Source organism: Neptunomonas concharum, from assembly GCF_008630635.1.
In the GTDB taxonomy this organism is placed as follows: domain Bacteria; phylum Pseudomonadota; class Gammaproteobacteria; order Pseudomonadales; family Balneatricaceae; genus Neptunomonas; species Neptunomonas concharum.
This window is the reverse complement of the sequence record NZ_CP043869.1, coordinates 1752698-1777626: the sequence shown is the minus strand read 5'-3', so window position 1 is coordinate 1777626 and position 24929 is coordinate 1752698. Positions and strand designations below refer to the sequence as shown.

Annotated in this window: 21 protein-coding genes; 9 read left to right on the top strand and 12 right to left on the bottom strand. The window is 45.6% G+C overall.

All coding sequences use genetic code 11. From position 1 onward, the window contains the following. Positions 1-25 precede the first annotated feature (25 nt). Complete coding sequence (ggt, locus tag F0U83_RS08265; RefSeq protein ID WP_138987321.1) at positions 26-1777, bottom strand: gamma-glutamyltransferase; 1752 nt, start codon at positions 1775-1777, stop codon at positions 26-28. Positions 1778-1982: 205 nt separating this feature from the next. Between ggt and F0U83_RS08260 the strand changes: the two genes are divergently transcribed. The 3 genes from F0U83_RS08260 to F0U83_RS08250 are packed head-to-tail and all read left to right on the top strand — an operon-like array spanning position 1983 to position 7064. Then, positions 1983-2843 carry a hypothetical protein gene (locus F0U83_RS08260; RefSeq protein ID WP_138987320.1) on the top strand — a complete coding sequence of 287 codons (861 nt, stop codon included), beginning with the start codon at positions 1983-1985 and terminating at the stop codon, positions 2841-2843. A gap of 26 nt (positions 2844-2869) precedes the next feature. Then, the gene (locus F0U83_RS08255) at positions 2870-4003 is read left to right on the top strand and encodes an exonuclease SbcCD subunit D (protein WP_138987319.1); all 1134 of its coding nucleotides are present in this window, start codon (positions 2870-2872) and stop codon (positions 4001-4003) included. Between the two features lies 1 nt (position 4004). Next, on the top strand, positions 4005-7064 hold the full coding sequence (locus F0U83_RS08250; RefSeq protein WP_138987318.1) for an AAA family ATPase: 3060 nt from the start codon (positions 4005-4007) through the stop codon (positions 7062-7064). Between the two features lie 14 nt (positions 7065-7078). Here F0U83_RS08250 and gap read toward each other — a convergent pair whose 3' ends face one another. Further along, positions 7079-8083: a type I glyceraldehyde-3-phosphate dehydrogenase gene (gene gap, locus F0U83_RS08245; protein ID WP_138987317.1), complete on the bottom strand. Its 1005-nt coding sequence runs from the start codon at positions 8081-8083 to the stop codon at positions 7079-7081. Positions 8084-8256: 173 nt separating this feature from the next. Between gap and F0U83_RS08240 the strand changes: the two genes are divergently transcribed. The 4 genes from F0U83_RS08240 (at position 8257) to F0U83_RS08225 (ending at position 10564) form a co-directional block, all read left to right on the top strand. Beyond that, positions 8257-9075 carry a DNA-binding protein gene (locus F0U83_RS08240; RefSeq protein WP_138987316.1) on the top strand — a complete coding sequence of 273 codons (819 nt, stop codon included), beginning with the start codon at positions 8257-8259 and terminating at the stop codon, positions 9073-9075. Between the two features lie 35 nt (positions 9076-9110). Next, positions 9111-9548: a hypothetical protein gene (locus tag F0U83_RS08235; protein WP_138987315.1), complete on the top strand. Its 438-nt coding sequence runs from the start codon at positions 9111-9113 to the stop codon at positions 9546-9548. 75 nt (positions 9549-9623) lie between these two features. Then, entirely contained in the window at positions 9624-10289 is a 666-nt protein-coding gene (locus tag F0U83_RS08230) for a response regulator (RefSeq protein ID WP_138987314.1), read from the top strand. A 74-nt stretch (positions 10290-10363) separates the two neighbouring features. After that, positions 10364-10564: a hypothetical protein gene (locus F0U83_RS08225; protein ID WP_138987313.1), complete on the top strand. Its 201-nt coding sequence runs from the start codon at positions 10364-10366 to the stop codon at positions 10562-10564. A gap of 848 nt (positions 10565-11412) precedes the next feature. On the opposite strand, the gene F0U83_RS08220 is transcribed toward F0U83_RS08225, so the two are convergent. Both F0U83_RS08220 and F0U83_RS08215 read right to left on the bottom strand, forming a co-directional pair. Next, positions 11413-13290: a UvrD-helicase domain-containing protein gene (locus tag F0U83_RS08220; RefSeq protein WP_138987312.1), complete on the bottom strand. Its 1878-nt coding sequence runs from the start codon at positions 13288-13290 to the stop codon at positions 11413-11415. Then, positions 13283-15739: an ATP-dependent nuclease gene (locus tag F0U83_RS08215; protein ID WP_211343649.1), complete on the bottom strand. Its 2457-nt coding sequence runs from the start codon at positions 15737-15739 to the stop codon at positions 13283-13285. The genes F0U83_RS08220 and F0U83_RS08215 overlap by 8 nt, the downstream gene beginning before the upstream one ends. 316 nt (positions 15740-16055) lie before the next feature. On the opposite strand from F0U83_RS08215, the gene F0U83_RS08210 reads away from it, so the two are divergent. Further along, entirely contained in the window at positions 16056-16445 is a 390-nt protein-coding gene (locus tag F0U83_RS08210) for an MbcA/ParS/Xre antitoxin family protein (protein ID WP_138987311.1), read from the top strand. Between the two features lies 1 nt (position 16446). Further along, on the top strand, positions 16447-17130 hold the full coding sequence (locus F0U83_RS08205) for an RES family NAD+ phosphorylase (protein WP_138987310.1): 684 nt from the start codon (positions 16447-16449) through the stop codon (positions 17128-17130). Here the strand turns inward: F0U83_RS08205 and F0U83_RS08200 are convergent. The 8 genes from F0U83_RS08200 to F0U83_RS08165 all read right to left on the bottom strand — a co-directional run bounded on the left by F0U83_RS08200 (position 17120) and on the right by F0U83_RS08165 (position 24873). Beyond that, the gene (locus F0U83_RS08200; protein WP_211343648.1) at positions 17120-18622 is read right to left on the bottom strand and encodes a sensor histidine kinase; all 1503 of its coding nucleotides are present in this window, start codon (positions 18620-18622) and stop codon (positions 17120-17122) included. The genes F0U83_RS08205 and F0U83_RS08200 overlap by 11 nt on opposite strands. Continuing rightward, positions 18615-19316, bottom strand: a complete 702-nt coding sequence (locus F0U83_RS08195) for a response regulator transcription factor (protein WP_138987309.1) — start codon at positions 19314-19316, stop codon at positions 18615-18617. Before F0U83_RS08195 ends, F0U83_RS08200 begins: the two co-directional genes overlap by 8 nt. A 65-nt stretch (positions 19317-19381) precedes the next feature. Continuing rightward, positions 19382-20080 (bottom strand): spondin domain-containing protein, encoded by a 699-nt coding sequence (locus F0U83_RS08190; RefSeq protein ID WP_138987308.1) that lies wholly within the window; start codon positions 20078-20080, stop codon positions 19382-19384. Positions 20081-20091: 11 nt separating this feature from the next. Continuing rightward, positions 20092-20790, bottom strand: a complete 699-nt coding sequence (locus F0U83_RS08185; protein WP_138987307.1) for a spondin domain-containing protein — start codon at positions 20788-20790, stop codon at positions 20092-20094. Positions 20791-20889: 99 nt separating this feature from the next. Continuing rightward, complete coding sequence (locus tag F0U83_RS08180; protein WP_138987306.1) at positions 20890-21729, bottom strand: DUF4198 domain-containing protein; 840 nt, start codon at positions 21727-21729, stop codon at positions 20890-20892. 11 nt (positions 21730-21740) lie between these two features. After that, the gene (locus tag F0U83_RS08175) at positions 21741-22259 is read right to left on the bottom strand and encodes a DUF2271 domain-containing protein (RefSeq protein WP_138987305.1); all 519 of its coding nucleotides are present in this window, start codon (positions 22257-22259) and stop codon (positions 21741-21743) included. Further along, the gene (locus F0U83_RS08170; protein WP_170221781.1) at positions 22259-22870 is read right to left on the bottom strand and encodes a PepSY-associated TM helix domain-containing protein; all 612 of its coding nucleotides are present in this window, start codon (positions 22868-22870) and stop codon (positions 22259-22261) included. The genes F0U83_RS08175 and F0U83_RS08170 overlap by 1 nt, the downstream gene beginning before the upstream one ends. Before the next feature lie 56 nt (positions 22871-22926). Next, positions 22927-24873: a TonB-dependent receptor domain-containing protein gene (locus tag F0U83_RS08165; RefSeq protein ID WP_138987303.1), complete on the bottom strand. Its 1947-nt coding sequence runs from the start codon at positions 24871-24873 to the stop codon at positions 22927-22929. Between the last annotated feature and the right edge of the window lie 56 nt (positions 24874-24929).

Here is a 24929-nt window from a genome sequence, read left to right as displayed (position 1 = left end):
CACTAGCAAAGGTACATAGCTTGGGCTAATCCCCCATCGCTGTACCTTCGCGGCGAGGGTCGGCGCCTCCAATTAATTGATTATCTTTGAACTGAATCGCATGAAGACCAGAGTTTAAGTCTCTGATATTAACCTTAAAGCCCATCTCCTCTAGCGGTGCTTTAAACTGCTCGGCTGGTGTGCCTTGTTCAAGATCATAGGTGCCAAAACGATTGATCAAGTGAGGCATGTTGATCGCCTCTTGAATCGGCAGCCCCCAGTCTAAATGAGCAATTAGGGTTGAGGCAACATAACCAATGATTCTTGACCCACCGGGGGAGCCTATCGCCATATAGGGATTTCCATTTTCCATGACAATGGTAGGGGCCATGGATGAACGAGGCCGTTTACCCGGTTCTAAGCGGTTGGCAATAGGGTAGCCATCCTTGTAACTGGCGAAGGAAAAGTCAGTTAGCTCGTTGTTAAGCAAAAAGCCATTACTCATGACGCGGGAGCCAAAACCGTTTTCAATGGTGCTGGTCATAGAGACAATATTGCCATCTTTATCAGCTATCACGATATGGGTTGTGGAGGGTAGCTCAATGGACTGATCATCTGCCAAGGCGACTTTTTGTGACTTTTCCCAGCGAGGTTCACCCGCGGGTGATGTTTCCAATGCCTTACCGATTGTGATCAGCTTAGCACGCTCTGCTAAATAGTCAGGATCAAGTAAGCCATCCGGCATGGGTACAAAATCACTATCAGCCATATAGCGGCCGCGATCCGCAAAGGCTAACCGAGAAGCATCACCAATAACCTGCCATGACTGAGGGCTGTCAGGTCCCATGGATTTCAAATCAAAATGGCTGCTTATCCCTAAAATCTGGCCCACCGTCAAAGCGCCTGAGCTGGGTGGCCCCATTCCGCAGATATCGTACTGGCGGTAGGGAGCGCAGGTCGCTACACGCTCTTTTACACGATAGGAGGCTAAGTCTTGCAAAGACAGTAGGCCTGGGTTGTCCTCGATACTCTGCACTTTTTTAACGATAGCCTCACCAATGGGGCCTTGATAGAAAGCGTCAGCACCATCTTTGGCTAGTATCGCTAATGTTTTAGCGTACTCAGGGTTCTTAAGGCGTGAGCCTTCTGCCAGAGGCTCACCTTCGGGGGTGAAGAAATAAGCGCGGGTATCAGGGTAGCGGCTAAGTCGCTCTTTATCGTTGGCAATGGCTCCCGCCAGACGTGCAGATACAGTAAAGCCTTCACTGGCAAGGGTTTGTGCGGGTTTGAGCAGGTCCGCCCACGGTTGATTTCCGTAGCGTTTGTGCATCTCGGACATCAATTTTACAGTACCAGGCGTGCCTACAGAGCGACCACCCACAACAGCATCATAAAACGTTAACGGTTTGCCATTTTCATCCTGAAATAACTCCGGTGTGGCAGCCATTGGTGCAGTCTCACGACCATCAAAGGTTGTGATTTTTTTGGATTTCGCATCGTAGTAAACCAAAAAAGCGCCACCACCTAAGCCTGAAGACTGTGGCTCTACTAACCCCAGCATGGCTTGCACAGCAACCATGGCATCCATCGCGCTACCACCGGCTGCTAGCGCTTCGTAACCTGCTTTGACAGCCAACGGGTTAGCTGCGGCCACCATATAGTTATTGGCGATAACGCTTTGCTTTGCGGTAAATCCGCTCGCAGCTTCAGGATCGATCGCGTCCGTCGTTTGTGCGGCATAAAGGTTGGTGGTAAATAGCGCACAGGCTACTAACCAAGAAGACGTCTTTAGTAACATAAGTGAATCCTTTTCTTATAGTTGATGGTCTGCACGATATGTTTATTTAACGTGCCAATGGATAGTGAGTGAGCTGCATGAAAAAATACACGCTCTAACGTGCCATTCAAACCTTCTTGTGCGCCAATGCAATTGATTCGTGCCTGTGTTGTCTCCTTTTTGGTATTCTTAGCTGAGGAAATCTTATGACCTCTCAGGAGAGCCAATGCGTTTCAACTCGTTATCCGTTGCCGTTAGTCTTTCGATGGCAGTATTTGTTAACTCGGTTATGGCTATTGAAGCCACTTATGAAGGGCCTGAATCGATTCCGCTGTTTCATCCGCTGTGTTTGCAGCCACTTAAAAATGCGCAAGACAATGGCGGCGCTTTTGATATGGATGAGTGCTTAACAGCTCATGCCGACATTGAAGTAAAGCGCACGCCGGATGGCGGGTATTTTGCGAAGCGGCCTGTTGATTTAGAAGGAACCCCACAAGGCTATGTTGTTTATAAACCGATAGGCACCTTAGATCGCTCGATGGAGCTATTGCTAGTTCATGATAAGTCGGCGGGCAGTGAGTTTCCTGATGCTTCTGTGTATGTCATTGGTCGATTACCCGGGACACCGAGTGGTAGAGACTTTCTAACGCGTATAGAGGCGCAGGGGAATCGCTGTAATGGTGGTATCCAATCCGCACGGCTTGTCTCCGAAGCGATATTGGAAGTCGATCTGAACGTTAATCCTGCAACCTTGATGTCGTTATTGAAGCCCGGTTTTGAACAAACGGGAACAACTCGGGGAAAAGGCGGTTTATCGACCCTCAGTCTGAAGCCTATTAGCACGTTAGATAACCGCCCGACGACCTGCATAGGTACGCTGACAAAGACTTATGACCTCATAAAAAACAAGGAAAGCTATGCATGGGTTAAGTTTTTTAAAGAAGGCACACTCATTGCGGTAGAACCTTATCAGCAATGTTTTGACCAATTGGTAAAAGATTTTGTAAAGCCGCCTAGTACGCTAAGTATTCCCGAATTTGAGGTTTTTGCTCAGCTTCTCGAAGATGAATGCAAGAAAATAAAATAAAAAACAAATACTTGGGTGGTCTTTGAGTGAAAATACTTCATACCTCTGATTGGCATATTGGACGTCAATTTCATAATGTTTCTTTAATTGAAGATCAGCGACATGTGCTTAATCAAATCATACAGATTGCAGAGCAAGAAAAGGTGGATGTTGTTCTCATTGCGGGGGATATCTATGATCGGTCGGTGCCGCCATCACAAGCCGTTGCGCTCCTAGACGAGGTATTGGATCAGCTTCACCAGCGCCATATCACGGTTATTCTTATCAGTGGTAACCACGATGGGGCTGAAAGATTACGCTTTGGAGCCAGCCAGATGGGGCAGGTGGGCGTGCATATTCTTGCAGACCTAGAGCAATTAACCCAGCCCGTTATCTTGCATGATCAGTTTGGAGATGTAGCATTTTATGGCATTCCCTATGCTGATCCTGTCACGGTAAAACAAGCCTTTGCTACTGAAGTCTCCAGTCATGATGAGGCGATGGCATGCCTAGTTAACAAGATAGAAAAGAGTCTAAGTACAAAGCGTAACATACTGTTAAGTCATTGTTTTATTGATGGTGGGCAAGCCTCTGAGTCAGAACGTCCGCTCTCTATTGGTGGTGCCGAGTGTGTTTCTTACCAGCACTTTTTACCCTTTGACTATGTGGCTTTAGGGCATCTCCATGGTCGTCAGTATAAGGGAGATGAAAAGATTCGTTACTCTGGCTCTATACTCAAATACTCCTTTTCTGAAGAGAAGCAGATTAAATCGGTTGTCCTAGTTGAGTTGGGTGAACAGGATGTTGAACACCTACAGCAGATACCGCTCACGCCGCTGCGGGATATGCGCTCTATCACTGGCTCATTACAATCGCTTTTGCAACAGGGGCTAACGGATCCAAACAAAGATGACTACCTGTTGGTTCAGCTAACTGACTCCCATGCCATACTAGATATCATGGGCAAACTTAGAGAGGTTTATCCTAATGTGCTGCATTTAGAGCGGCCGGGGCTTATCAGCCATCAGCCAAGTGGTCACGCAGGCAAGGAGCAATTAAAAAAGGGAGAACAGCAGATGTTTAGCGACTTTTTTGAGCAGGTAACAGGCGAGACAATGGACGATGCTCAAACCGAATACTTAAACAAGGTTCTGCAGCAGATCCATAGAGGCGAATCCTAATATGCAGCCGTTAGTGTTAGAAATGAGCGCTTTTGGCCCCTTTGCTGCACAAGAGGTCATCGACTTTAAACGTTTAGGTGAGCGGCCGCTCTTTCTCATCAATGGCCCGACTGGGTCAGGAAAAACCACCTTACTGGATGCCATCTGCTTTGCCTTATACGGTAAGACCACAGGTGATGAGAGAGAAGGGGCGCAGATGCGTTCTGATCTTGCTAATGCTGAGCAACTCACAGAAGTAAGCTTTACCTTTGCGCTTTCTGGACAAGTATTTCGAGTTCGTCGTGTGCCTGAGCAGGCACGGCCAAAATCCCGAGGTGAGGGATTTACCCAGCAATCGGCTGAAGCGCAGTTATGGCAACTAGCAGAAGATGGAACAGAGCTGCGCTTGATTGTAAGTAATAAAGTGACCGAGGCCACGCGAGAGATTGAACAACTGCTTGGATTGAATGTGGATCAGTTTCGCCAGGTAATGGTGTTACCTCAAGGCAAATTTCGCCAGCTTTTAATGGCCGACTCAAAAGATCGCGAGCATATTTTTAGTCAGCTTTTTCAGACACAAATCTACAAAAAACTTGAAGATGAGCTAAAAATACGTTCAGCAGAGATACGCCGCGAAGCCGATAATTTAACTCGCCAAAAGACAGTACTGTTAGAGCAAAGTGGTGCTAATGGAGAGGAATCTCTAGTAAAAAATCATTTAGAAATCAAAGAAAAAACTGATTGTTCTTATAAGAAACTTGAAGAATGTCGCCATCAGGAAAATCAGACAAGAGAGTACTTACGCCAATCTGAAACTTTGCTTGCGCGCTTTGCTCAGCTGGATGAGCTAAGAAAATCAATCCTAATATTGGCGGAGCAATCTCACTCGATTGAAGCCGATAAATTACGCTTACAGCGAGCCAGCGTAGCCAGCCAACTCCAACCTGCTTATGATCAGTATCTGCAAACGCAGCAGCGTTTATCGCAAGCAGAACGTCAGTTAACGCAGGCCGAAGAGCTGTTGAACGCCAAGAAAACACAGCAAGCGCTGTTAGCCGAAGAGACGCAAAAAATACCCCACTTACAACAGCAAATAAATGAGTGGGGTGCACAAAAGCAAGAGGTTGCTCGTTACCTTGAAAAATCAAAGCAACTTCAAGGAGTAGAGAAAGCCAGGCTTCAGGCCCAACAAGCTTGCCAAGCTAAGCGGCAGCAGAACGCAGTAGCCAATGCTGAGTTGGATCATAAGAAGGCGGAACTGGTGAAGTTGGACGAAAGCTTGGCTCAGCTCCGCTTCAATATTGAGGAAAACGGCGACCTACCCATTGCTGTGGATCGCGCTAAACAGCAGGTCGAGCAGGCGAAACGCTTACAAGAGGCACAAATCAAATCTGCTGAGCTAACGCAAAAATTAGCCACTTTAAAGCAAACAGGCATTGCGCTAAATGAACGAGAGCAAGCCGCTTTGTCGGATGCTAATCGTATAGAGCGGGATTGGCATCTGGGGCAGGCTGCGATTTTGTCACGAAGTTTACAGTCAGGTCAGCCTTGCCCTGTGTGCGGTAGCGATAACCACCCATCACCCGCTGTCAGCGAGATAGAGCCGCCAAGCCAAAATGATGTTGCTCAAGCGAGAGATAAGGCTGCTGAGCTGACTCAGGAGTTGAGCCTAAAGCGCGAAGCATACTCCTTAACTAACAAAGACTTGGAAAATATTACTAATGTAATAACCGAAGTCAAAGCTCTGCTGGGTGACGAAGAGAATCTAAGTGTAGATGCACTGGAACAGCGGTATCTTGAGATAAAGCGACAGTGTGATATTTGGATGGAGCAGCGCGCATCTCTTAAAGGACTTGAGAGCAAAAAAGCCGAACTTAGCGCATCAATTGCTCAATTAGAACAGCGTTTAGCGCACCACAAGGCTGAATTTGATCATGCCGACAAAATGCTAACTGAAATAGAAAAGGAATATGCATTAGTCGTAGCTGAGCTACCAGAAGCTTACCGACAGAGTGACGCGGTTCAGAAAGCGTTAACAAGTCTGGAAGCGCAGATGGTCACGGCAGATGACCAAGTTAAGTCACTGCAAAAACGCCAAAGCGCCATGCAAAGCGCACTGGATGAAGCAACTGCGACGCAACGTATAAGAAAAGAATCTTGTGAAGCATTAAAGGTGGAATTTGAACACCAGCTATCGAGTTGGCTATCGGCTTTATCGAACAGTGTTTTTAATGATCAAACCGACTTTTTGAGTGCTATTTTAGATTCGGAACAGCAGCATCAAGTTCAGGAGCGCATTCAGCGCTACGAGTCTGACAGGCTAAAGAAGCAGGGGGCTTTGACCGCCATTGAGTCTGAATTAAAGAACCAAACACCGCCTGATATGGCCACCGTAGAAGCGGTATGGCATGCCGCTAAATTGCAGCTTGAGCAAGCAGAGCAACAATGGCGAGCCTTACATAATCAGCAAATTGTTCTAGAGGAAAAACTCAAAGGGCTTGAGCAAATTAAACGGGAGACCGAGGCCTTACAGCAACAATATGCCGTTGCAGGCACACTGAGTGATGTAGCTAATGGGCAAACAGGAAATAAAGTCAGTTTGCAGCGCTTTGTGTTGAGTGTTCTATTGGATGATGTACTCATTGAGGCGAGCCATCGCTTATCGCTGATGAGTAAAGGGCGTTATCGACTGCTGCGCAAAGAGGATCGCGCCAAAGGAAATCGCGCCTCTGGTTTAGATCTAGAAGTTGAAGATGCATACGCGGGGCGCATTCGAGCCGTTGCGACATTATCTGGCGGTGAAAGTTTTATGGCGGCGCTGGCGCTGGCGCTTGGGCTCTCAGATGTTGTGCAGGCTTATGCCGGAGGCATTCGTTTAGATACGCTTTTTATCGATGAAGGTTTCGGCAGTCTAGACCCTGAATCGCTTGATTTGGCTATTCGTACATTGACCGATCTGCAACAAAGTGGCCGTATGATAGGAATTATCTCCCACGTTACCGAGCTTAAAGAACAGATACCGCTCCGAATTGATATTCTCTCATCGGAGCGGGGGAGTCGAATCTGCTGGCGCGACTCCTAATCTGAGCAGAGCGGTTACACTCTGCTCATCGCCAGTGCGGTATCCAGCATTCGGTTTGAGAAGCCCCATTCATTGTCATACCAAGCAAACACTTTGACTAAGCTATCGCTTACGCGTGTTTGTGTACTATCAAAGATGCATGAAGCAGGATGATGGTTAAAATCGACTGAAACAAGGGGTAGCTCGTTGTATTCCACTATACCGTTCAAGCTACCTAGGCTTGCTTCTTTCATTAAGTGATTAATTTCATCCACACTGGTTGCGCGATTAGGCGTAAAACTTAGGTCAACCAGTGAAACATTGGCCGTTGGTACGCGAACCGCTAAGCCTGAGAGTTTACCTTTTAATTCGGGTAGTACTAAGCCAACCGCTTCGGCGGCACCTGTTTTCGTAGGGATCATCGAAAGGGTAGCGGCCCTTGCCCGATAGATGTCATTGCTATAAACATCGGACAAATGCTGATCATTGGTATAGGCATGAATAGTTGTCATCATGCCTTCATTAATACCAATATGGTTATTTAGCGTTTGCGCCAGCGGCGCAAGACAGTTGGTTGTGCAAGATGCATTAGAAACGATCTTATGCTCGGGTGTCAGCGTTGTGTGATTAACGCCATAAACAATAGTGGCGTCAGCGCCTTTAGCTGGAGCTGAGATCAGCACCTTCTTAGCACCTCGTTCGAGGTGAATGGCAGCAGCTTCGCGTGTTGTAAAGTGCCCAGTGCACTCAAATACAATATCGATATCCAACGCACCCCAGTCTAGATGGTTTGGATCGCGCTCGCTAAAGATCTGAATGGCATCGCCATCAATATACATCTTCCCATCACGGGCAGAGACGGGGCGGCGAAAATGCCCATGCACAGAATCAAACTCGGTTAAGTGCGCATTGACCTTAGCGTCACCAAGATCGTTGATAGCAACAATATCTATCTGCTCTCTAAGACCGCCTTCATAAAGCGCACGCATTATATTTCTGCCGATACGGCCATAACCATTAATTGCAACTTTAATAGACATACGATCACTCCTTGTGGGCTCCTTTACTTAATCATAGGACAAGTTTTTTAGGATGATGTGTGCAATAGGGGAGAAATATTTACATAAAATCACTAAACCACTATCAATGAGCTATCTAAAATAGAATAAATGAGGTTATGATACGTATCAAATAATACGTATTGTGTATTTTTATGCCAAGAAAATCAGACACTCGAGAAAAAGTATTTGAAGCTGCGGATGCGCTGCTACAAGCTGGAGTCAGGCCAACCCAGCAAAACGTGCGTGAGCATATAGGTAGCGGTAGTATTACAACTATTAATTCTGCGCTGAATCTATGGTGGGCGTCGCTCTCTGAGCGCTTATATCGAAAGGATCAGCACCCAGAACTGCCTGAGCCGGTCATTACAGTGGCAAGTCAGCTGTGGGATCAGGCGCTGGCATATGCGCACCATGCCCTCAAAAAAGAGCGTGATGAGATTGAGCAGCTAATTAAAGAACGTAAGAAAGAAGGTGTGGAGCAATTGGAGGTTCTGCGCGCTTCCGTTGATCGCTTGCAAGCACAAAATCTGGATGTTCGCAGCTCAAATGATGAGTTGCGCAATCAAGTGCAGCAGCTTAGCCAAAAACTGTTGGAGTCGGAAAGTCAGCTTATTCGAGCCTCCTCTGAAAGAGATGACTTTAGGCGGCAAGTCAGGCAACTTGAGATTGTCCAAGAACGTGGCGCAGGAGCAGAGATCCGCTCACCTGTAGATAGTGAAGCCTTGTTTAATGCCAAAGTGGAGGCGAAGGTAAATGCCTCTAAAATCAAGGAGCTTGAGCTTGCTCTTGAGCAGCGAGATCAAGAGTGTGTGAGACTTAGAGAGACGCTTTTGGCGCAAGAAAAAGAAGCCTTGCAACAAAGACATCGTCTCGAATTGGTGATAGCGCAGCAAGACGCGCGTTACGATGATGCGATAAATGCATTAACTGATTGCAAAAAAGAGCTATCTCTGGCAAAAAGTAATCCTTAAGAATCATATTCTTAGATAAACTATCGGAAATGGACATGGATACTGATCTACCGGCGGGCGTGAGTGCAGAAACGATTCGTTCAGCTCTTAGGGCGTGTACGCCGGGTGCAGCCATTAGCTGCCGTACGGAGCAGGATTTTGCTCGCGCCAAGATATTGCTTGTCAAAGAAAAGATAACGGATATCAGTATTCAACTGGTTGATAGTGATGGCTATGTTGTTCGTCAAGTGACTGGCAAGCGACGCAGCGAAGTAGGGGATGGGGAGTTTAACGACCGTCAGTTAGCCGTCATAAAAGCCCTTGAGAAGGTGCTAATGCACTGCAAGCAGGAAGGAATTAAGTTAGTAGGCTATAGTGATGAGCTAGTAGCGTATCCTGCTCGCTGTAAAAATCTCGAGCAAGCCTCCGTTTACGCGTTGGATGTTGATACAAGTGATGCCTACAGTGGTGCAGACTCGGGTGTTGATTTATAAATAGATCTTTTGTTCTAAAGACAGACGTCTATACGTATGACAGCATTGGTTAACTGATCGAGATAATGACGACGTATGATAAAAACAGCAAAAGTTCTACTGGTTGATGATCACGATATTGTTAGGGCTGGTTTTCAGCAATTGCTGGATAAGCACCCGCAAATTGAGATCATAGCTCAGGCGAACAATAGCGAACAAGCATTTGAAATCTATAAAAAAACACTCCCTGATGTAGTGATTATGGATCTCTCCATGCCCTCTGATTCTGACTCACTAGATGCGACATCAGCTCAAGGTGGAATCGATGCGGTGCAGCGCATTCTCGGTTATGACGCTAGAGCTAAGGTGATTGTGTTGACCGTTTGGGAGTCAAACCCTTATCCGGGGCGCCTTGTAAAAGTAGGCGTAAAGGGCTACCTAACTAAGCGCTGTGCGCCGGAAGACCTAGTCAAGGCAGTGCTTGCGGTTCATGAAGGTGGTGAATACTTCTCTGAATCAGTTAAAGCAGTAATTGATGGGTGTGAAGAAGAAAAAAGCCCATTAAATCAAATAACTAGCAGAGAATTGCAAATATTTACTTTATTAGCAGAGGGTCAGTCTGCAGCTCAAATAGCTGAGGCTATGTTCCTGAGCCGAAAAACAGTTCACGCTCATCGAGCCAACATTCTCAGAAAGCTCAATCTAGCCAATAACTCAGAATTAGTTCATCTAGCGATACGACATGGTGTCGTAAGGCCTTGATACACGAACAGAACATCAACTTATTGGTTGACTCAGAATTCTTTTGGTACAGCCTAGAACCTGGCGACAAAATCATGCTTGAAATGGATTATCACATCCAGGACAAGCTAGTCCTGCGCCAAGGTGAAGCCTATGAAGTGCTCGCCAAAACAGAGGTCAGCGTAAGTGATATTGCCTTTGTAGTCCTCTCTGATATCACTGAAGAGCTAGTCTCAGTCCATCCATTTTTAGTGAGCGATTATCTAGTTAATCCTGTAAAAGTTCTTCAAAACTAATCATTCCAGTGATGATTAGCTCGTTGCGAAAGCCTTTCTAATTCGCCTATATCTATCCGCTCATCGCCAAGATGGGGCAGGGGAAATACGCAACTGTCCTCTAGAATGCGTCTAGCGGTAAAGCACGTAAACCAGCGAGCCTATCAAAATAACGTTCAATGTTACTGACATATAAAGCAATGAACTTTTGCTGAGTGGTTCCGGTGCTTTTGTGGTGTTTGGGCGTTGTCTAGTTACCTCAGCGGCCTTGCTTACTGGCTTGTTCGGCTTTGCGCTGCTCCATCTGCTTTCATTTTTAGCGCTTCCATTGTTTTTCCTTTCTTTGTGGTACTCTCTGTACCAGTCTCGATCCTCGATACCCAAATCTCGCTCCTTAACGCTCCAGTGAATGCTATTCAAAGCCACAAGGTGTGACTGCCTGTCTTTATAGCTTCTCAGTCTGTTTCTGTAAATCTTTGAAAACTATTTGTGTGGTGATCCGTGAAAATTGCCGAATATATCAATGATTTTATTGTGTTCATAAAAGATTAAAAGTAAACGCTTACAGATTTTAAATATCCTGTTTTTGTAGGATTTATTGCGCATTATTAACTTCGCATAATATATATTATGTTAAACTGTATATAAAAATACTCACAGTGTCTTTCCTTATCCTGTTAATAGAACTTAGGCGTGAGATTGATCTCACAAGCCAAGTAAAAACTCAAGAATAGTTCTGGTCTGCTCTAGCTAGTAAGCTATATGACTGGAAAGTGAGATGCTCACTCTTCTTGCCCCAAAACACGAATTAATTGGGGTGGTCGTTATGGCTGGCCCAACACGGAAACAACTTCGTAGAAAAAAATCATTCATTGCATTACGATTTCATTTTCAATAAACCATCCCTTAGACAAAACACTTTGCTTTAATCTACTAGGATCTCGGGTGTAAGCAACTAGCGCTAAGCTTTTCTCAGCCCTAGTGCAAGTGACATAAAACAACCTTCGTGTTCTATCAACCCCCGATTCTTTACCACTTGTTATGTTCTCTCTATCTCTTTTGGTTAACTCTTGAACACCAAAAAGCTTTTCATATGAGAACAGGAACCCGCCAGCATCTTCGTCATCCATAACGACTAACACCCGTTCAAATTCTCTCCCTTTTACACCCTGATGAGTATCAAACGCCCCTTCCCCAGAAACATAGGTACTGTATGCCTCTATCTGTTGATAAGGTGTTTTTAGAAAGGCGAGAAGAGCTTCAATACTAGAATCATCAGCTTCATTTAGGTCTGATTCTTCTTCGGCCTTATTTTCATTAAATTGAACATCGATAAACGCAACCAAACTATGAGGTATAGAAAACAGATTATGAGTTGCTACGCATTGAAGGATCTCTAGAAATGCTATTTTTGGATCAGAGTCAATCAACTCTACCAGCTTTTGAATGGCTTCTCTGACGGGCTGAAGAGGTGTGGTAGCAACTTGGGATTGCAAGTATTCTTTACTTATCAAAGGTGACTTTGTTCTTCTTAAGTGAGTCATCACAGCATGACTCATTCCTTCTTTTACCAGCTTATATAGAGGGTGTACGTATTCAGAAAACACTCGAACTGAAGTCAACTCTCCGCTTCTCAAGCCAGTTTGAAAGTGACTTGATTTACTCAATGCTGAATACATTGGTTCAAAATTCATTCTTTTTGCCGCCATCTTATGTTCGAGCATAAGATGTTTAGTATTTTCTTGATTATTCCACAATTCATCTCCTGTAATTTCAGCCATTTGCCTTTCAACTGTTACCTCAAATTGAGGCTTATTTGGGATATCAGAATTGGCTATAAAGAGACGAACAAACCCTTCCGGCTTACCATCTGGTACTTTTTGAATCTGCTGATCAGTTTCGTGTCGTATATCATTAGCGAGAGAAACTATCCTACTTGGGCTTCTCCAATTCATATGCTTGATCGGGTTAGCCCAGCCTTCAGGGAGAGCGGCTCCCAAGTCTGCTTTTCCGTCACCATATATTCTCTGCATCATGTCTCCAATGAGTCCTAGAGCAAAAGTTTCATGGCGTTTCTCAACTTCAAATAACGCTTCGATAAAATCCTTATTTGTATCTTGGCTTTCATCAATAAGCATAAATGGATATCGACTTACTAAGATTTGCTGGAAAGACGGCTTGGCTACTAAAAAATACGAACAAATCTTTATGACTTGTGAGTGAGAAAGTGATGCCATACCCTGGTTGTCGCCATTAGGGTTATAAGTAAAAACTTTCTTGGCGTTTAACCATTCGATGTATTTCTTTTTATCAGCAATTTTTCGTCGCCTTACTTCAGATGCCTTACCTCCTCTGCCTTTGGCTTCTTGCTTCTCTAGTTCTAGTATTTCAATTGGTATCTCACTTAGCAAATACTCGCGAATTCCATCATGGAAGCTTTTTATTAATATCCAGCAAAAACTGTGAATTGTGCTTATGTGAAAAAGAGGATTTCCTTTTACTCTTTCTGTGATTTCATCACAGGCAGCATTGGTATATGTAATGACAGCTAACTTTCTTCCTTCTCGCCGGTATTCCTCCCCATATGATTTTTCAAAAGCTTCAAGTGCTTTGACTAGCGAGTACGTCTTACCGGAACCAGCTCCTGCGTATAGAAAAAATGAATGAGGAGAAACGGGGTTGAGACAATGTGAGATAACTAGATCAACATCAGTATCTGCAAGACCGACCAAACATTTGCTAACCATTTGAGTCACCTGCTTCTGCTAGAGGGCTCTCAATCGTTTCCTGAAGTTTTTCATCTAGCCACTTTAAACCAGCTGCTATGTACTTGGGCGGAGTTAAATTTGTTCCTTCATCGATGGCTAGAAGGCACTCAATAGCAAATTCAGCTTTTTCAGCGTTGTTTACTATTTCAAATATCTCACCCTCTAATTCGAGTTCCTCACCAGCATCTTTCCTATCTAGAAGCGCTTTGATTTTTCGGGTTGTTAAGGATTCTTCTATCTCTCTAAGGCTATCAAAATTTTCATAAATCAATGCATCCTCGAATGTTCTTGGTATGAGCATCTCTTCAGGGTTATTTGGGTTAGTTACCTGTTTCTGATATGCCACGTATAAATAATAGTTTTCATCTACACGAATACTGTGATGCTGATCTGACAACTCAAGCAATTCATCGATTTTTTCTAACTTCGGGTGCCATGCTTTCAGCGTTGGGTTTGTTGTAACCTGACCATCTGATTTAGCTGGCGGTACTTTTTTTGTTCTAGTTGTTTCCCCACCCCCTGTCTTGGGTACTTTGGTTCGAATTCCTGCATCCAAATCAGTGATAACTAAGGAGGTAAGCCCTAATGCCTGTATTAATGGTTGGAACCTTCTAGCATTTGATCCACCAATATCGATCAAGCTGATATATCGCCCCCACAGATTCTCAAAGTGCTCTCTGATGAAATGTGGTACGAGGATACGTTCTGCCTGACCCTCTACGAATATTGCACCGTCAGCAAAAAAAAGGTCGCAATCTGTAGCTTTTATGTATCTTTTTACAAACCTATAAGTTTTTTTATCCTCACCATATATATTGGATAAATCCACAACTGTGGATGTGGCTGACTTCCCTTTTTCTGACGGTAAGAGTCGACGAAAATACCTCAGATTGGAAAAGTCGACCTCATGAGAAACATGACTAGAATGAGTACTTACGAGCAGCTGGGTTGAGTACGGTGATGTCTCTGATAAATCTTTATGGTTTCTTAGAACTGTATATGCTTTCTTGATAAAAACCTGCTGAACTTGTGCATGTAAATGAGCTTCTGGCTCTTCAATCATTACAAGCTGAATTGGAGCAATAGCAACTTCTTCGCTATCTGAATGTTGAGGCTCAATCCAGTCTTGCCTAAACCTGATTAGCATAAAGATCATTGCAATTAAGTTTTGGTAGCCTAATCCAGCATATGATTCAGGTAAGAATTGATCTCTTTCATTATCTACAGGCTCAGAAACACGATACTGTACGACAGAATCATGACTTAAACCATCCAACGATTTAAATTTTGGATTAAAAACGATGTTGGGATTATTAACTCCGGGCACTCCTAAGTCTTCAAGCTCTTTCAAAACATGAGAAAGGCCATGTTTCAGGCGCTGATCAAATGCATTCTCCGCTTTTTGTATGGCCCCAAATGCATTGATGTCATCTTGGTTAATGTTATCGGCGCTCTCGATATGCTTTTCATAGTACCCCCTAATATGACCAGATAGCGTACCTGTCATTCTTTCGCTCTTTGCAGGTTTACCATCGGCATAGGCACTTTTACCATCAGAAAAATCCCTAAGTGCGGGTATCTCACGTATGTTAATCAATCCTTTGAAAGGGTTACTTGCAAGCTCAAGTGCATCTTCTTCGAGCTGCTGCATTTGGGCTGCCCCTTTACTGTCTGGCCCAACAAGCTTTGCTGTATCTAATGAGTAAGCTTTTAATGTTGTGTAGATCGAAAGCTTTGTATGTAAGAAATCAACAAGGCTTATTGGCTCAATTGATGGCTTGGCGTGGGCATCCTCATCAGGGCTATATCCAGTTTCTATCTCTTTAGCTTTTTTTCTGGCCGCTAGAAAATCTTCTTTTAGCTTGTCTAAACTTTTCAACTCGAATTGAAGTCTGACCCCAATATTTCCGCCATCCCAATCGACACTTGGTAATATGTGTACTACATGGTGTATATTCTGAAGAGGAACATATAGCCAAACATCGAGGGAAGGTAAAAAGTCACTGAGATCTTTTTCTGAGTTTTCCCCATTTTCCCAATCACTTCCAATACCATCAATGTGAGTCCAATTACTGATAGATACATCACGGACTTCAATATCTTCAGGAGATAAGAGAAATTTTCTAAGGGCAACCATTGCAGAAGTTTTGCCGCTATTGTTAGCCCCAACCAACAGGGTTTTTTCGGAATCAAAATCTATTCTACAGCGCTGTAGCTTTCGGAAATTTTTTACTTCAACAAAGTCAATTTTCATGCGACTCATAGTTTTTTGTATCCCTACTCTCTCTTCATCTACTAATTCACCCAAACCCTTAACAGCCCTGCAGTGTGGGCATGTTATGTTTTCATCTATCAAGCTAACTCTAAATGGGTGTTCTACATGCTCATCATTAAGGTTGAATGCATGGATAATTTCTTCAGTTGTCATTTTATACATCCTTTGTGGTGCTGTGACACCTAACGAAATGATCGCGTCCCATTTAAATAGAAAGGAGCAATACATCTCTAAGGTTATATAACAGTTGCTGTCTTACGTCCACGTGCTGAATTTAGCTTCTCGAACTAAGCATACCCATCACAGCTCTCTTAGTTTCAACATTACATCGCATTAACAGAGCCGCTCCTAGCACGTGTTATGTAGAGATACGACACTATAAAATCTCATTAGAAACATATTTGTATTTATATCTAGATAGAGACTATAATCAAACCGCTAATACTTATCATATTACGAGGCGGCAGCTATGCACTCACCCACTCAAATTTTACAAGAAGCCGATCCTAAGCGTGTTTCTAGTACTGCGCTTAAGGTGTTCTTTAACATCACCCGGGGCTGGGGTTTGTCGGCTCAGGATGAGATGTGTTTATTGGGTGATCCGGCGCGTTCTACGTTTTACAAGTGGCGTAGTGGTGATGCTCCTGCGCTGCCTAAGGATACCCTTGAGCGCATCTCGTATGTGATGGGGATTTATAAGGCGTTGCGGTTGTTGTTCCCAACCGAGGCGCAAGCTAATGCGTGGCCGTTTAAGCCTAATCGGGATTTTGGGGGCGAGTCGGCGATTAATGTAATGCTCAAAGGTAGCTTGGTTAATCTCTCGGATGTGCGCCGTTATCTTGATGGCATGAGGGGTTAAGATGCGCTTGCCAGTTGAGGTGTTGCCCGATTGGGGTCAGTTGCATCGTTTAGTGCCTAGCCACTTCCCCCCTATCGGTTTGTTTGAGACGGTCGCCGACCCCGAAGATCTGGATTTAGTGTATGCAATTGAGTCGCTTACCAACGACCGGCTACGGGATGAAGTGGGTAATCTCTGTTTGTTATCACCTGATGAACGGGTGTCTGGGCCTGGCTCAACGCCGGTGATGGCTGCCTTTACCCATATTGGTGTGGCGAGCCGTTTTACCGATGGGCGCTTTGGTGTGTATTACGGGGCTCGGGATCTGAATACCGCCATTGCGGAGACGGTCTACCACCGGGAGAAGTTTTTATCAGCTACCCAAGAGCCTGATACTGAGCTGACGATGCGCCAGTATATTAACCAAGTCGCCCTGCCCTTGCATGATGTGCGTGATGCTGAGTATGAGACGTTACATGATCCTGATGATTATTCAGCGGCACAGGTTTTTGCTAAGACCATGAGGGATCAGGATAGCAATGGTTTGTTATACCGCAGCGTGCGAGATAGCGGTGGCGAGTGTGTTGCGGCGTTTCGGCCAAAAGCGGTGACGATTCCGCGCCAGGGTAAGCATTTTCGTTACGTCTGGAGCGGTTATCATCAAAAGATTATTGCTGTGCTTACAGTGTCTGAGGTTACGCTTTAGCCGCTAAAGAGAACTCAAAGGTGGTGCCTTGGCCTATCGCACTTTTCACGGCGATCTCTGACTGGTGTAAATCCAAAATCTTTTTAGTGATGGCTAAGCCTAAACCGCCATGGGCTGTGTTTTCCCTAACGCTGTTCTGCGCTTTATAGTGGGGGTCGAACACATGGGGGATGTCGGCTTCTGGTATACCTATTCCGGTATCGGTGACTTCGACCGATACCAGCCCCGAGCTGTTAATCAGCTTTACGGTAATTGAGCCGCCTTCGGGGGTGTGACGAATCGCGTTTTCAATCAGGTTAGTAAAGACTCTTTCCAGCTTTTCTATATCACCACAGACGCAAATGCTGCTGTCTTTCGGTGAGATATCTAGGTGTATTTGCTTTTGTTGCGCTTCTATCTGGAACTTTTGCAGGACGTCCTGAATCAGTTCAGCGATGGAAAAGTGCTCTTTATTCACTTGTACGTTGCCACTATCAAGGTAAGCCAGTTCAAAGAGCTGCTCGATTAATAAGGAGATCTTGTGGGCATTCTTTTTGGCGATATGTATATATTGGCGGCTTTCTATGGCTGATACTTTGCCTTCGTTTAGCTCCCAAGTCTCTAAGTAGCCCAACAAGGAGGCCAATGGCGTTCTGAGGTCGTGTGATACGTGTGATAGCAGCTCTTTTCGGAGTTCATCTACCGTGACTACATTTTGGTATTGCTCATTGAGCTGCTCTAATAGCTCCCTAAAGGCACTCCCTAAGATGTTCACTTCATCTTGTGTGCCCTCTTGCCATTGCTCAAGCCGTTCTATCACCTGTATGTTCTGCACAGATTGTTTTGATAGCCCTGTTTGTTGCACCGTTTTGACTTGTGATGTGAGCAGATGCAGTGGTTTGGTAATCAATCCTGTAATCCATAGGGCTGACAAAAGCGCGAAAGCAAAACCTGCGGTAAGCAAACCCAGCCCCCATTGTAAGATCTGGCTGCTCAGTACCATATCGGCAATTTCGTCATAGATTTCACTGCCTAAAATCACATAAAGATAGCCTTGCACTTGGTCATTTTGCTTGATGGTGGCAACGCTGAATATCTTCTCACCAGTGAGTGACCTTGGGTCTTGCCCATGTATGGGCTGATCTAAAATGGAGGTGTTTAGGTACGTTTGGATTGGCGCTAGGCTGACCTTTTCGCGTTTTATTTTTGCAGGATCGGTTGAATAGGCCAGTATTTTGCCACTTGTATCGAGTAAATAAAATTCAAAATTTGCGCCTAAATACATGAGGTTATGGAAGGTTTCTTTAGTGCTTTCTATGTCTGGCTTATCACCTTGATAAAAACGGTATTCTTCAACCACATGGGTGGCTAGCTCTTTGTGCATGAGCTGAGTGATCTCTTGCTGGTAAGCACGAGACGAGTAAACAAACAGCATAATTGCAAAAGCGCCAATGAGTAGAAAGCTGCCAAACAGCGCCAGCGATAAGCGAAATCTAAAACCTTGTCTATTCACTGAACTTATATCCTACACCCCAAACCGTAAGCACAAACTGTGGGTTGGCTGGGTCTTGCTCTATTTTTGCGCGTAAGCGGTTAATATGAGAATTGACGGTATGTTCATATCCGCTGTGTCGGTAGCCCCATACGGCATTGAGGAGTTGTTCGCGGCTAAAAACCTGACCAGGAAAACTCACCAGATACAGCAATAAGTCAAACTCTTTAGCGGTCAGGTTAATCGGTTGCCCCGCTAAAGAGACCACACGTTTGGTTTTATGAATCTGTAGTTGCTTAACCGTAATGTCGTCAGCACTGCCCTCTTCTGTTTGCTGTTGCTTATTAAACTCCATCCGTCTCAGCAAGGCTTTAACGCGTGCTTGTAGCTCTAATACACTAAAGGGTTTTGTTAGGTAGTCATCTGCGCCTACTTCAAGCCCGACCACTCGATCCGCCTCACTTTTACGGGCGGTTAACATCAATATCGGTGTGAAAAGGTTATTTGCGCGAAGAATTTTGCAGATTTGCAGCCCATCGATACCCGGTAGCATCACATCGAGGATAATAAGATCGAATTCGCCATCTTGTGCTTGTTGTAAACCATCCGTGCCATTGAGCGCGCAGCTTACTTGGTAGTTCAGTACCTCTAGATTCAAGGCGATCAGTGCATTGATATCTTCTTGGTCTTCGACAATCAGAATTCTTTCGTGCATGGGGTGTTCCGTTGGTGGTACAAGGATGGTGAAAGCCACCATCCTTTTTGTCAATCTAGCATAGATTACTGAGTACGGACTACGCTAACTAACATGGCGCCTTGATCAAAACGGTGCGCTTCGGTCAATGCTGAGTCTGCATAACCATCCGCTTGGGTAACGACACCGGGGTGGCGTCTGACTTGATCATGACTTTCCCTTGCAGGGTTATAGCCTTCTCCACCAGCAGCAGGCCCAGGGATCGTTGCGGCAAGCTCGTCATTGGTTTCGGTGCCCGCATCATAGATAGGCATCAGCATCTGCTTATGCTCGCCAACGGCCAAGTCACCCACATGCCATCCTGTTGTGCCGGTAAAAGCATCATTGGTATTCACCAGCATCGTCGCGACGGTTAGTTCAAGATCGCTTGACCATTCACCCGATAGCATCAACGACATCATGGCTCCAGGTACAACAACGCCACTCCCTGTGGTTTGTGCAACCGTAGAGGCCGCTTCGGCCACCAGATCAGCTGGCGACCCTGATTCTGCAAGGGTTTCTAACCCAGCGCTAGCCGATGAACCTATCGACCATGCCATATATTGCCCATCATGCAAAATAGCGGCAGGTGGCGATAGTGGTTGACCATGGGTGGCGTTGGTAATTTTGATTTCATAGTTTGCCATCACCTTTTGTACGGGTGAGTCGTTGTTGCTACCACTACAGGCTGTGAGCAACCATGGCAAAGCGATTAAGGCAGGAAACATTATGTACTTCGTGTTCATCGTCTCCTCTCCTATTCTACAGTCACAACCAGTTTAGCAACCGGGTTTAACCAACGGTGAATGCGTGAGTCTAAATCACTTGGCCCGCTGAACTCTTCCGTATCTCCTAATACACCACGGTGGATATGGACCGTCTGATTCGCTTCTGTGCTCGTCACGCCGGTAGCGCCAGTTCCGCCATTAGCACCGGGGTTAGCAGGAATGCCCGGTGCTCCAGGTGCGCCACCGCCGTTAACGATCTCATCATTGGCTTCGGTGCCAGCGTCATAAGCATTGAGCATGACCGTGTATTTGCCTTTTGCTGTGGGGATTTTCCAGCTGTTAAGACCGACAAAACCATCGTTAGACGGTAGCACCATACCCACAATGCTGAGATAACCGTTCGAGCCGGTATCCCACTGCATTACGCTGGTTTTAGCGCCGGGTGCCAGTAAGCCTCCCGCAGGGTTGGGCATGTTAGAGGCATTAGCAGCACTGGCTAGGGCAACGAGCCCATCAATACTACCGCCTTCAGCCATCGCTTGAAGCTCAGGCGTCGCCGCTGTCCCGACATTGAACAGATGGAGGTTATCGCCATGGGCTGTTAATAATAAAGGGGTGAAGTAACTGCCGTGGGTAAGGTTGGTAACTTCAACGGAGATGACCTCTGCAAAGCTTGGTGCTGCGGCAACAGATAAAGCCATACCGGCTAGTAGCGTTTTTATTTTCATAGCGTAACTTCCCAGTTGTATTAATGGTTACTGGGAAGTCTATGGGTGAGAAGTCATGGGTTAATCACGCAATTGTAAAATAAGTATCACAATTGTTGGTTACTGCACTTGCACCTCCAATGTTAGATAAAGCAGGTGGGCCTCCTTGTCAGCGTCTGGTGATGGGATGGTGTATTCAGTATGAGCGCCGACCAACCACGGCCCTGCGAGTGAGGGCGTAAAGCTGAAATAGCCTTGAGCGTCGGTACGCGCATGTATTTCCATTCGGTCATCGCGATACAGGGTGTTGCTTGGCGTCGCATCAACATCAATATTGGCAGCAGGTTTACCGTTAAGAAGAAACTGTAATGTCACTTTCTCCCCTGCTACCAAGTCATTAGGATGAGTTTTTGCAACCAGTTCTAGCCCTTTCCCTGTGGTTTCTAACACCTTCCCAGATGGCGCTCCCCAAGTTACATAGGCGTGTGTAGCGGTGTGATATAAGGTTGTTGTGCCAAGTTTAGCATCGTTAGGTAAGCGTTTTTTCGCGTCTGTTTTAGTTGCGAAGATTCGATTTTTTTCGCCGTTGTGCTCATAGTAAGTAATATGTGTGGCTGGGCGCGAGGCAGATAACTTCCATGTCCCCTCTTGATCTAACTGCAGATCGAATACACTCCGGCGTTGGCCTTTAAAATAGGTGCCAACTGGGCGTGTCTTTCCATCGGGGGAGGCTATTTTGGCGCGCTCCAGCGGTATGCCATGATCATAGATAAAAACATGGTTAGAAGCAGATGCATCGACAGTGATCCATACTGGTTCCTTACTGGAGAGTACAAACTCACTAGGCAGCAGCCACACAGGGTGAGCTGTCGCTATGCTTGACGATGCTCCTAAGAGTAACGCCAGTGAGAGTGCTTTGCGGTGCTGCCAGAGCACCTTGGGGTTAACGATATGTTGCATATGTTGTCCTTTTATTCCTGTGTCACTTTGAGGTTTACGCTACCTAGTTCCCCTTCGGGGGGATGGCTAATATCCAGTGCTTTGAGGGGTACGCTTATTGGCACTTCGCGCAATGTGCGTCCCCCATGCTCACGAACCACCTCAATTTGGACAAAATAGCTGCCCTCAGGTAATAGGTTGCCTTTGGCATCCTTTCCATCCCATACCAGTTGATAATGTCCAGGGGCTCGGGTCGCTCCAGTAACAGCATCTGTTTCAGCTTGCCCATAACGCCCGGCTTTGCGCCACCATCGACGTATATCTTTTAGCCATTCGGCATCTTCATACCAGAGCGCTATCTGCCGAACTGGCTGGTGTTTTTCGTTCTCTACCCAAACCGCTACATAGGGGCGATGGTATGGGCCTTGTGTAAACTCGGGTAGCTCAATGTTGACTTGTAACACGGCGGCTTGAGCCGTGGCTGCACTCAGTGTTAAGCCAACACCTAACCCCGCTATGCACAATTGGCGCAAGATTGTTTTTCTGAGCATTAAATACTTCCTTTATAAAGCAGCACCAGTGCCAAGGTTCCCGCTAGTGCGATTCCAAGCAGGCCTTGACGTCTTCGTTTTTGCGGTAAAATCAGCCAGAAACCACTTAAGGTAAACAGCAGCATGATCAGCGCTGAGATATCGATAAACCATTTCCATATCTCGCCTACGTAGCGCCCTTTGTGTAGATCATTTAACACCTGTACCCAGCTCCCCAGACGTTGCTCGATCACAACACGGCCGGATGTTAAGTCGACTTCAACTAGAGCAAACCCTCCCGGTTGTTGTATATCAATCAACAATAAGGAGTCTGCACTATCCCAATCGATCTCGATCTTCTTGCCATGGATATTCTGCTCTTTCTTTAACCAATCCAAGACAAGCGAAGGGGGGGCTTGCCCTGGGTCGGTAATCGTAAGAAATTGCTGAATTGGCTCGGGTAAAACCTCCTCCCGTAGGGTTGATTGATGTTCACTAAACCAATCTGGATGGTTCAGTGTGATGCCAGTGAATGCAAAGAAAAGCATGGCGGCCAACATCAAGGTTGCTGAGTAAAGATGAATCGTCCGCATTAGGCGTGGCGATACCCATTGCGCTATCGCATCCAGCATTTTTATGCCCTCACCGCACCGGAGGTGAAACCTCCGGTTCGTCATTAAAAATAGAATCAGAAACTATAAGCGGCTGTGAGTTTAATGTTGCGACCTGGCTCAGAGTCATCTAACACTAAGTGTCCGAAGCGTGGGTGATTCGACTCCCCAATACGGGAAACATGAGAGACATAATACTCATCAAAGATGTTCTCAATTCCGGCGGTCAGCTCAAGCCCTTTAACCGATTTAGGTGCCCAACGTGCAGAGATGCTATGCACGTTGTAAGCAGGCTTGTTGTAATGTCCCTCTTCCATGATCCATTGTGATTCCCACGCCAAGGTGACTTGCTGTGGGAAGGTGTAATCTACAGTTAATGAAACGCTATCACCGGATTGATCTGCTATAGGGTTGCCTGTCAGTTTGTCTTCTGTATCAGTTTTTGAGTAGCTTGCTAAAGCGCTAAATGAGCCTTTTTCTACGCGTGCGCTGGCCTCAAAACCTTTTAACTCAACCTTATCTTGGTTGAACCAGCTGCCTCCACTACGGCTCCAGGCGATACGGTCGTTAATGGATGTATGAAAGGCCGTGAAACCTACGTTAACTTCATCAAAGCCCCCAAGTTGCTGTTGGCGGAAGCGGATTCCAACTTCACGGTTTAAACCTGTTTCAGGCTTCAGTGAGGCGTTGTTTGAGTTAACATAATCCGCATAGAACGCCTCTTCTAGATTAGGCCCTTGGAATAACCGGGTTGCAGCCGCTCGTAATGTCCACTGTGAGTTCAGATCCATCTCTGCTGCAAGGCCCCATGTCCACTCGTTGTAGCTTTTATCAGCTGCGGTAGCATCTATATCATAGAAGTTATACCGTAGCCCCGGTGTGATACGAATACCATCAAAATCCAGCGTATCCTCAGCATAGAGAGCCAAGCGAGCAGCCTCTTCACCGCCTTTGTTATGGCCATCTTTGTACATACGCGTTTTTTGGAGATTGTATTCGCCGCCATAACGTAAGGTTTGATTAAACGTCGCATGTTCCAGTAGGGTCTCAGCTAAGACTTTACCGCCAATATTCTTTGTAACGCCCTCTTTTACCGCATATTCCTCGGCATCTTCACGGCGTTTTAAAGCGAGTTCGTTGTGGTATAGATTTGCTCTTAGGTATAGAGCATCCCCCTTATCCAGTTCATAGCCCACTGTGAAGGTATCCCGTTGGTAATCGGTAGGATAGAGGCGATCTCCTGTAATAGCCTGATTAGTCCCTACACCCATATCGGCACGAAAAGGATAATCTCCTTCATCCTTGTAGTGGTCATATGCCACCTCAAGGCGCTGCTCATCTGTTAGTGCAATACCGGCCTTGAGCAGGCCATTCATGATTTTCCCATCATTACCTAAGCTTTCTCGTCCTTTACCATCATCAGGGTTATCACGATCGACCTGATTGATATAAGCAAGAAAATCTAAATTCTCGCCTAAGCGCCCAAATCCGGTAAATGAGGTTCCGAAGTACTTATTGCTGGCTACTTGACCCTGAATTCGTCCGCCAACTTTTTGGCCTGGTTGAAGTAAGTCAATAGCATCTTTTGTTTCGAAAGCGACATTCCCCCCAAGACCTCCCGTCAAGACTGAGTTTGCACCCACTTGTATATCTACCGCTTTTAAAATATCTGGGTTGATCAGCAGGTTGCCCGCGTGGTGATAAACATAAGCTTGTTGGTTAGCACCATCGATCGTGATATTCAGGTCTGTGTCATCCAGACTACGAATACTGATCTTTTGTACGACGGAGTGTGTTCCACCAACCTCAACACCCGGCAGCATACGCATTAAGTCGCTTAAATGGTCGGCTTGTTTAAGCTGAATATCATTATCGCCAAGGTATTCAGATGAGCTTGATATTTGTGTTGCCCAAACCTCTAGAGGTTGTAACTCTTTGGCTTGTCCTTCTGCCATAACCGCCCCACTTGCGGCACTGATCGCTAAGGCTAGGGGTAATTTTTTCAATAACGAAGCTGGAGTCATTTGGCTAAACCTGTATTACGAATGATAATTATTTACATTAGTGGCTAATCTCTCAT

Coding starts and splice junctions, on each gene's coding strand:
- gap (WP_138987317.1), bottom strand. CDS start 8,083: ATGTCTATTAAAGTTGCAATTAATGGTTATGGCCGTATCGGCAGAAAT.
- F0U83_RS08195 (WP_138987309.1), bottom strand. CDS start 19,316: ATGCACGAAAGAATTCTGATTGTCGAAGACCAAGAAGATATCAATGCA.
- F0U83_RS08260 (WP_138987320.1), top strand. CDS start 1,983: ATGCGTTTCAACTCGTTATCCGTTGCCGTTAGTCTTTCGATGGCAGTA.
- F0U83_RS08185 (WP_138987307.1), bottom strand. CDS start 20,790: ATGAAAATAAAAACGCTACTAGCCGGTATGGCTTTATCTGTTGCCGCA.
- F0U83_RS08215 (WP_211343649.1), bottom strand. CDS start 15,739: ATGACAACTGAAGAAATTATCCATGCATTCAACCTTAATGATGAGCAT.
- F0U83_RS08205 (WP_138987310.1), top strand. CDS start 16,447: ATGCGCTTGCCAGTTGAGGTGTTGCCCGATTGGGGTCAGTTGCATCGT.
- F0U83_RS08180 (WP_138987306.1), bottom strand. CDS start 21,729: ATGCAACATATCGTTAACCCCAAGGTGCTCTGGCAGCACCGCAAAGCA.
- F0U83_RS08220 (WP_138987312.1), bottom strand. CDS start 13,290: ATGGTTAGCAAATGTTTGGTCGGTCTTGCAGATACTGATGTTGATCTA.
- F0U83_RS08235 (WP_138987315.1), top strand. CDS start 9,111: ATGGATACTGATCTACCGGCGGGCGTGAGTGCAGAAACGATTCGTTCA.
- F0U83_RS08240 (WP_138987316.1), top strand. CDS start 8,257: ATGCCAAGAAAATCAGACACTCGAGAAAAAGTATTTGAAGCTGCGGAT.
- F0U83_RS08210 (WP_138987311.1), top strand. CDS start 16,056: ATGCACTCACCCACTCAAATTTTACAAGAAGCCGATCCTAAGCGTGTT.
- F0U83_RS08230 (WP_138987314.1), top strand. CDS start 9,624: ATGATAAAAACAGCAAAAGTTCTACTGGTTGATGATCACGATATTGTT.
- F0U83_RS08170 (WP_170221781.1), bottom strand. CDS start 22,870: ATGCTGGATGCGATAGCGCAATGGGTATCGCCACGCCTAATGCGGACG.
- F0U83_RS08165 (WP_138987303.1), bottom strand. CDS start 24,873: ATGACTCCAGCTTCGTTATTGAAAAAATTACCCCTAGCCTTAGCGATC.
- ggt (WP_138987321.1), bottom strand. CDS start 1,777: ATGTTACTAAAGACGTCTTCTTGGTTAGTAGCCTGTGCGCTATTTACC.
- F0U83_RS08250 (WP_138987318.1), top strand. CDS start 4,005: ATGCAGCCGTTAGTGTTAGAAATGAGCGCTTTTGGCCCCTTTGCTGCA.
- F0U83_RS08175 (WP_138987305.1), bottom strand. CDS start 22,259: ATGCTCAGAAAAACAATCTTGCGCCAATTGTGCATAGCGGGGTTAGGT.
- F0U83_RS08190 (WP_138987308.1), bottom strand. CDS start 20,080: ATGAACACGAAGTACATAATGTTTCCTGCCTTAATCGCTTTGCCATGG.
- F0U83_RS08225 (WP_138987313.1), top strand. CDS start 10,364: ATGCTTGAAATGGATTATCACATCCAGGACAAGCTAGTCCTGCGCCAA.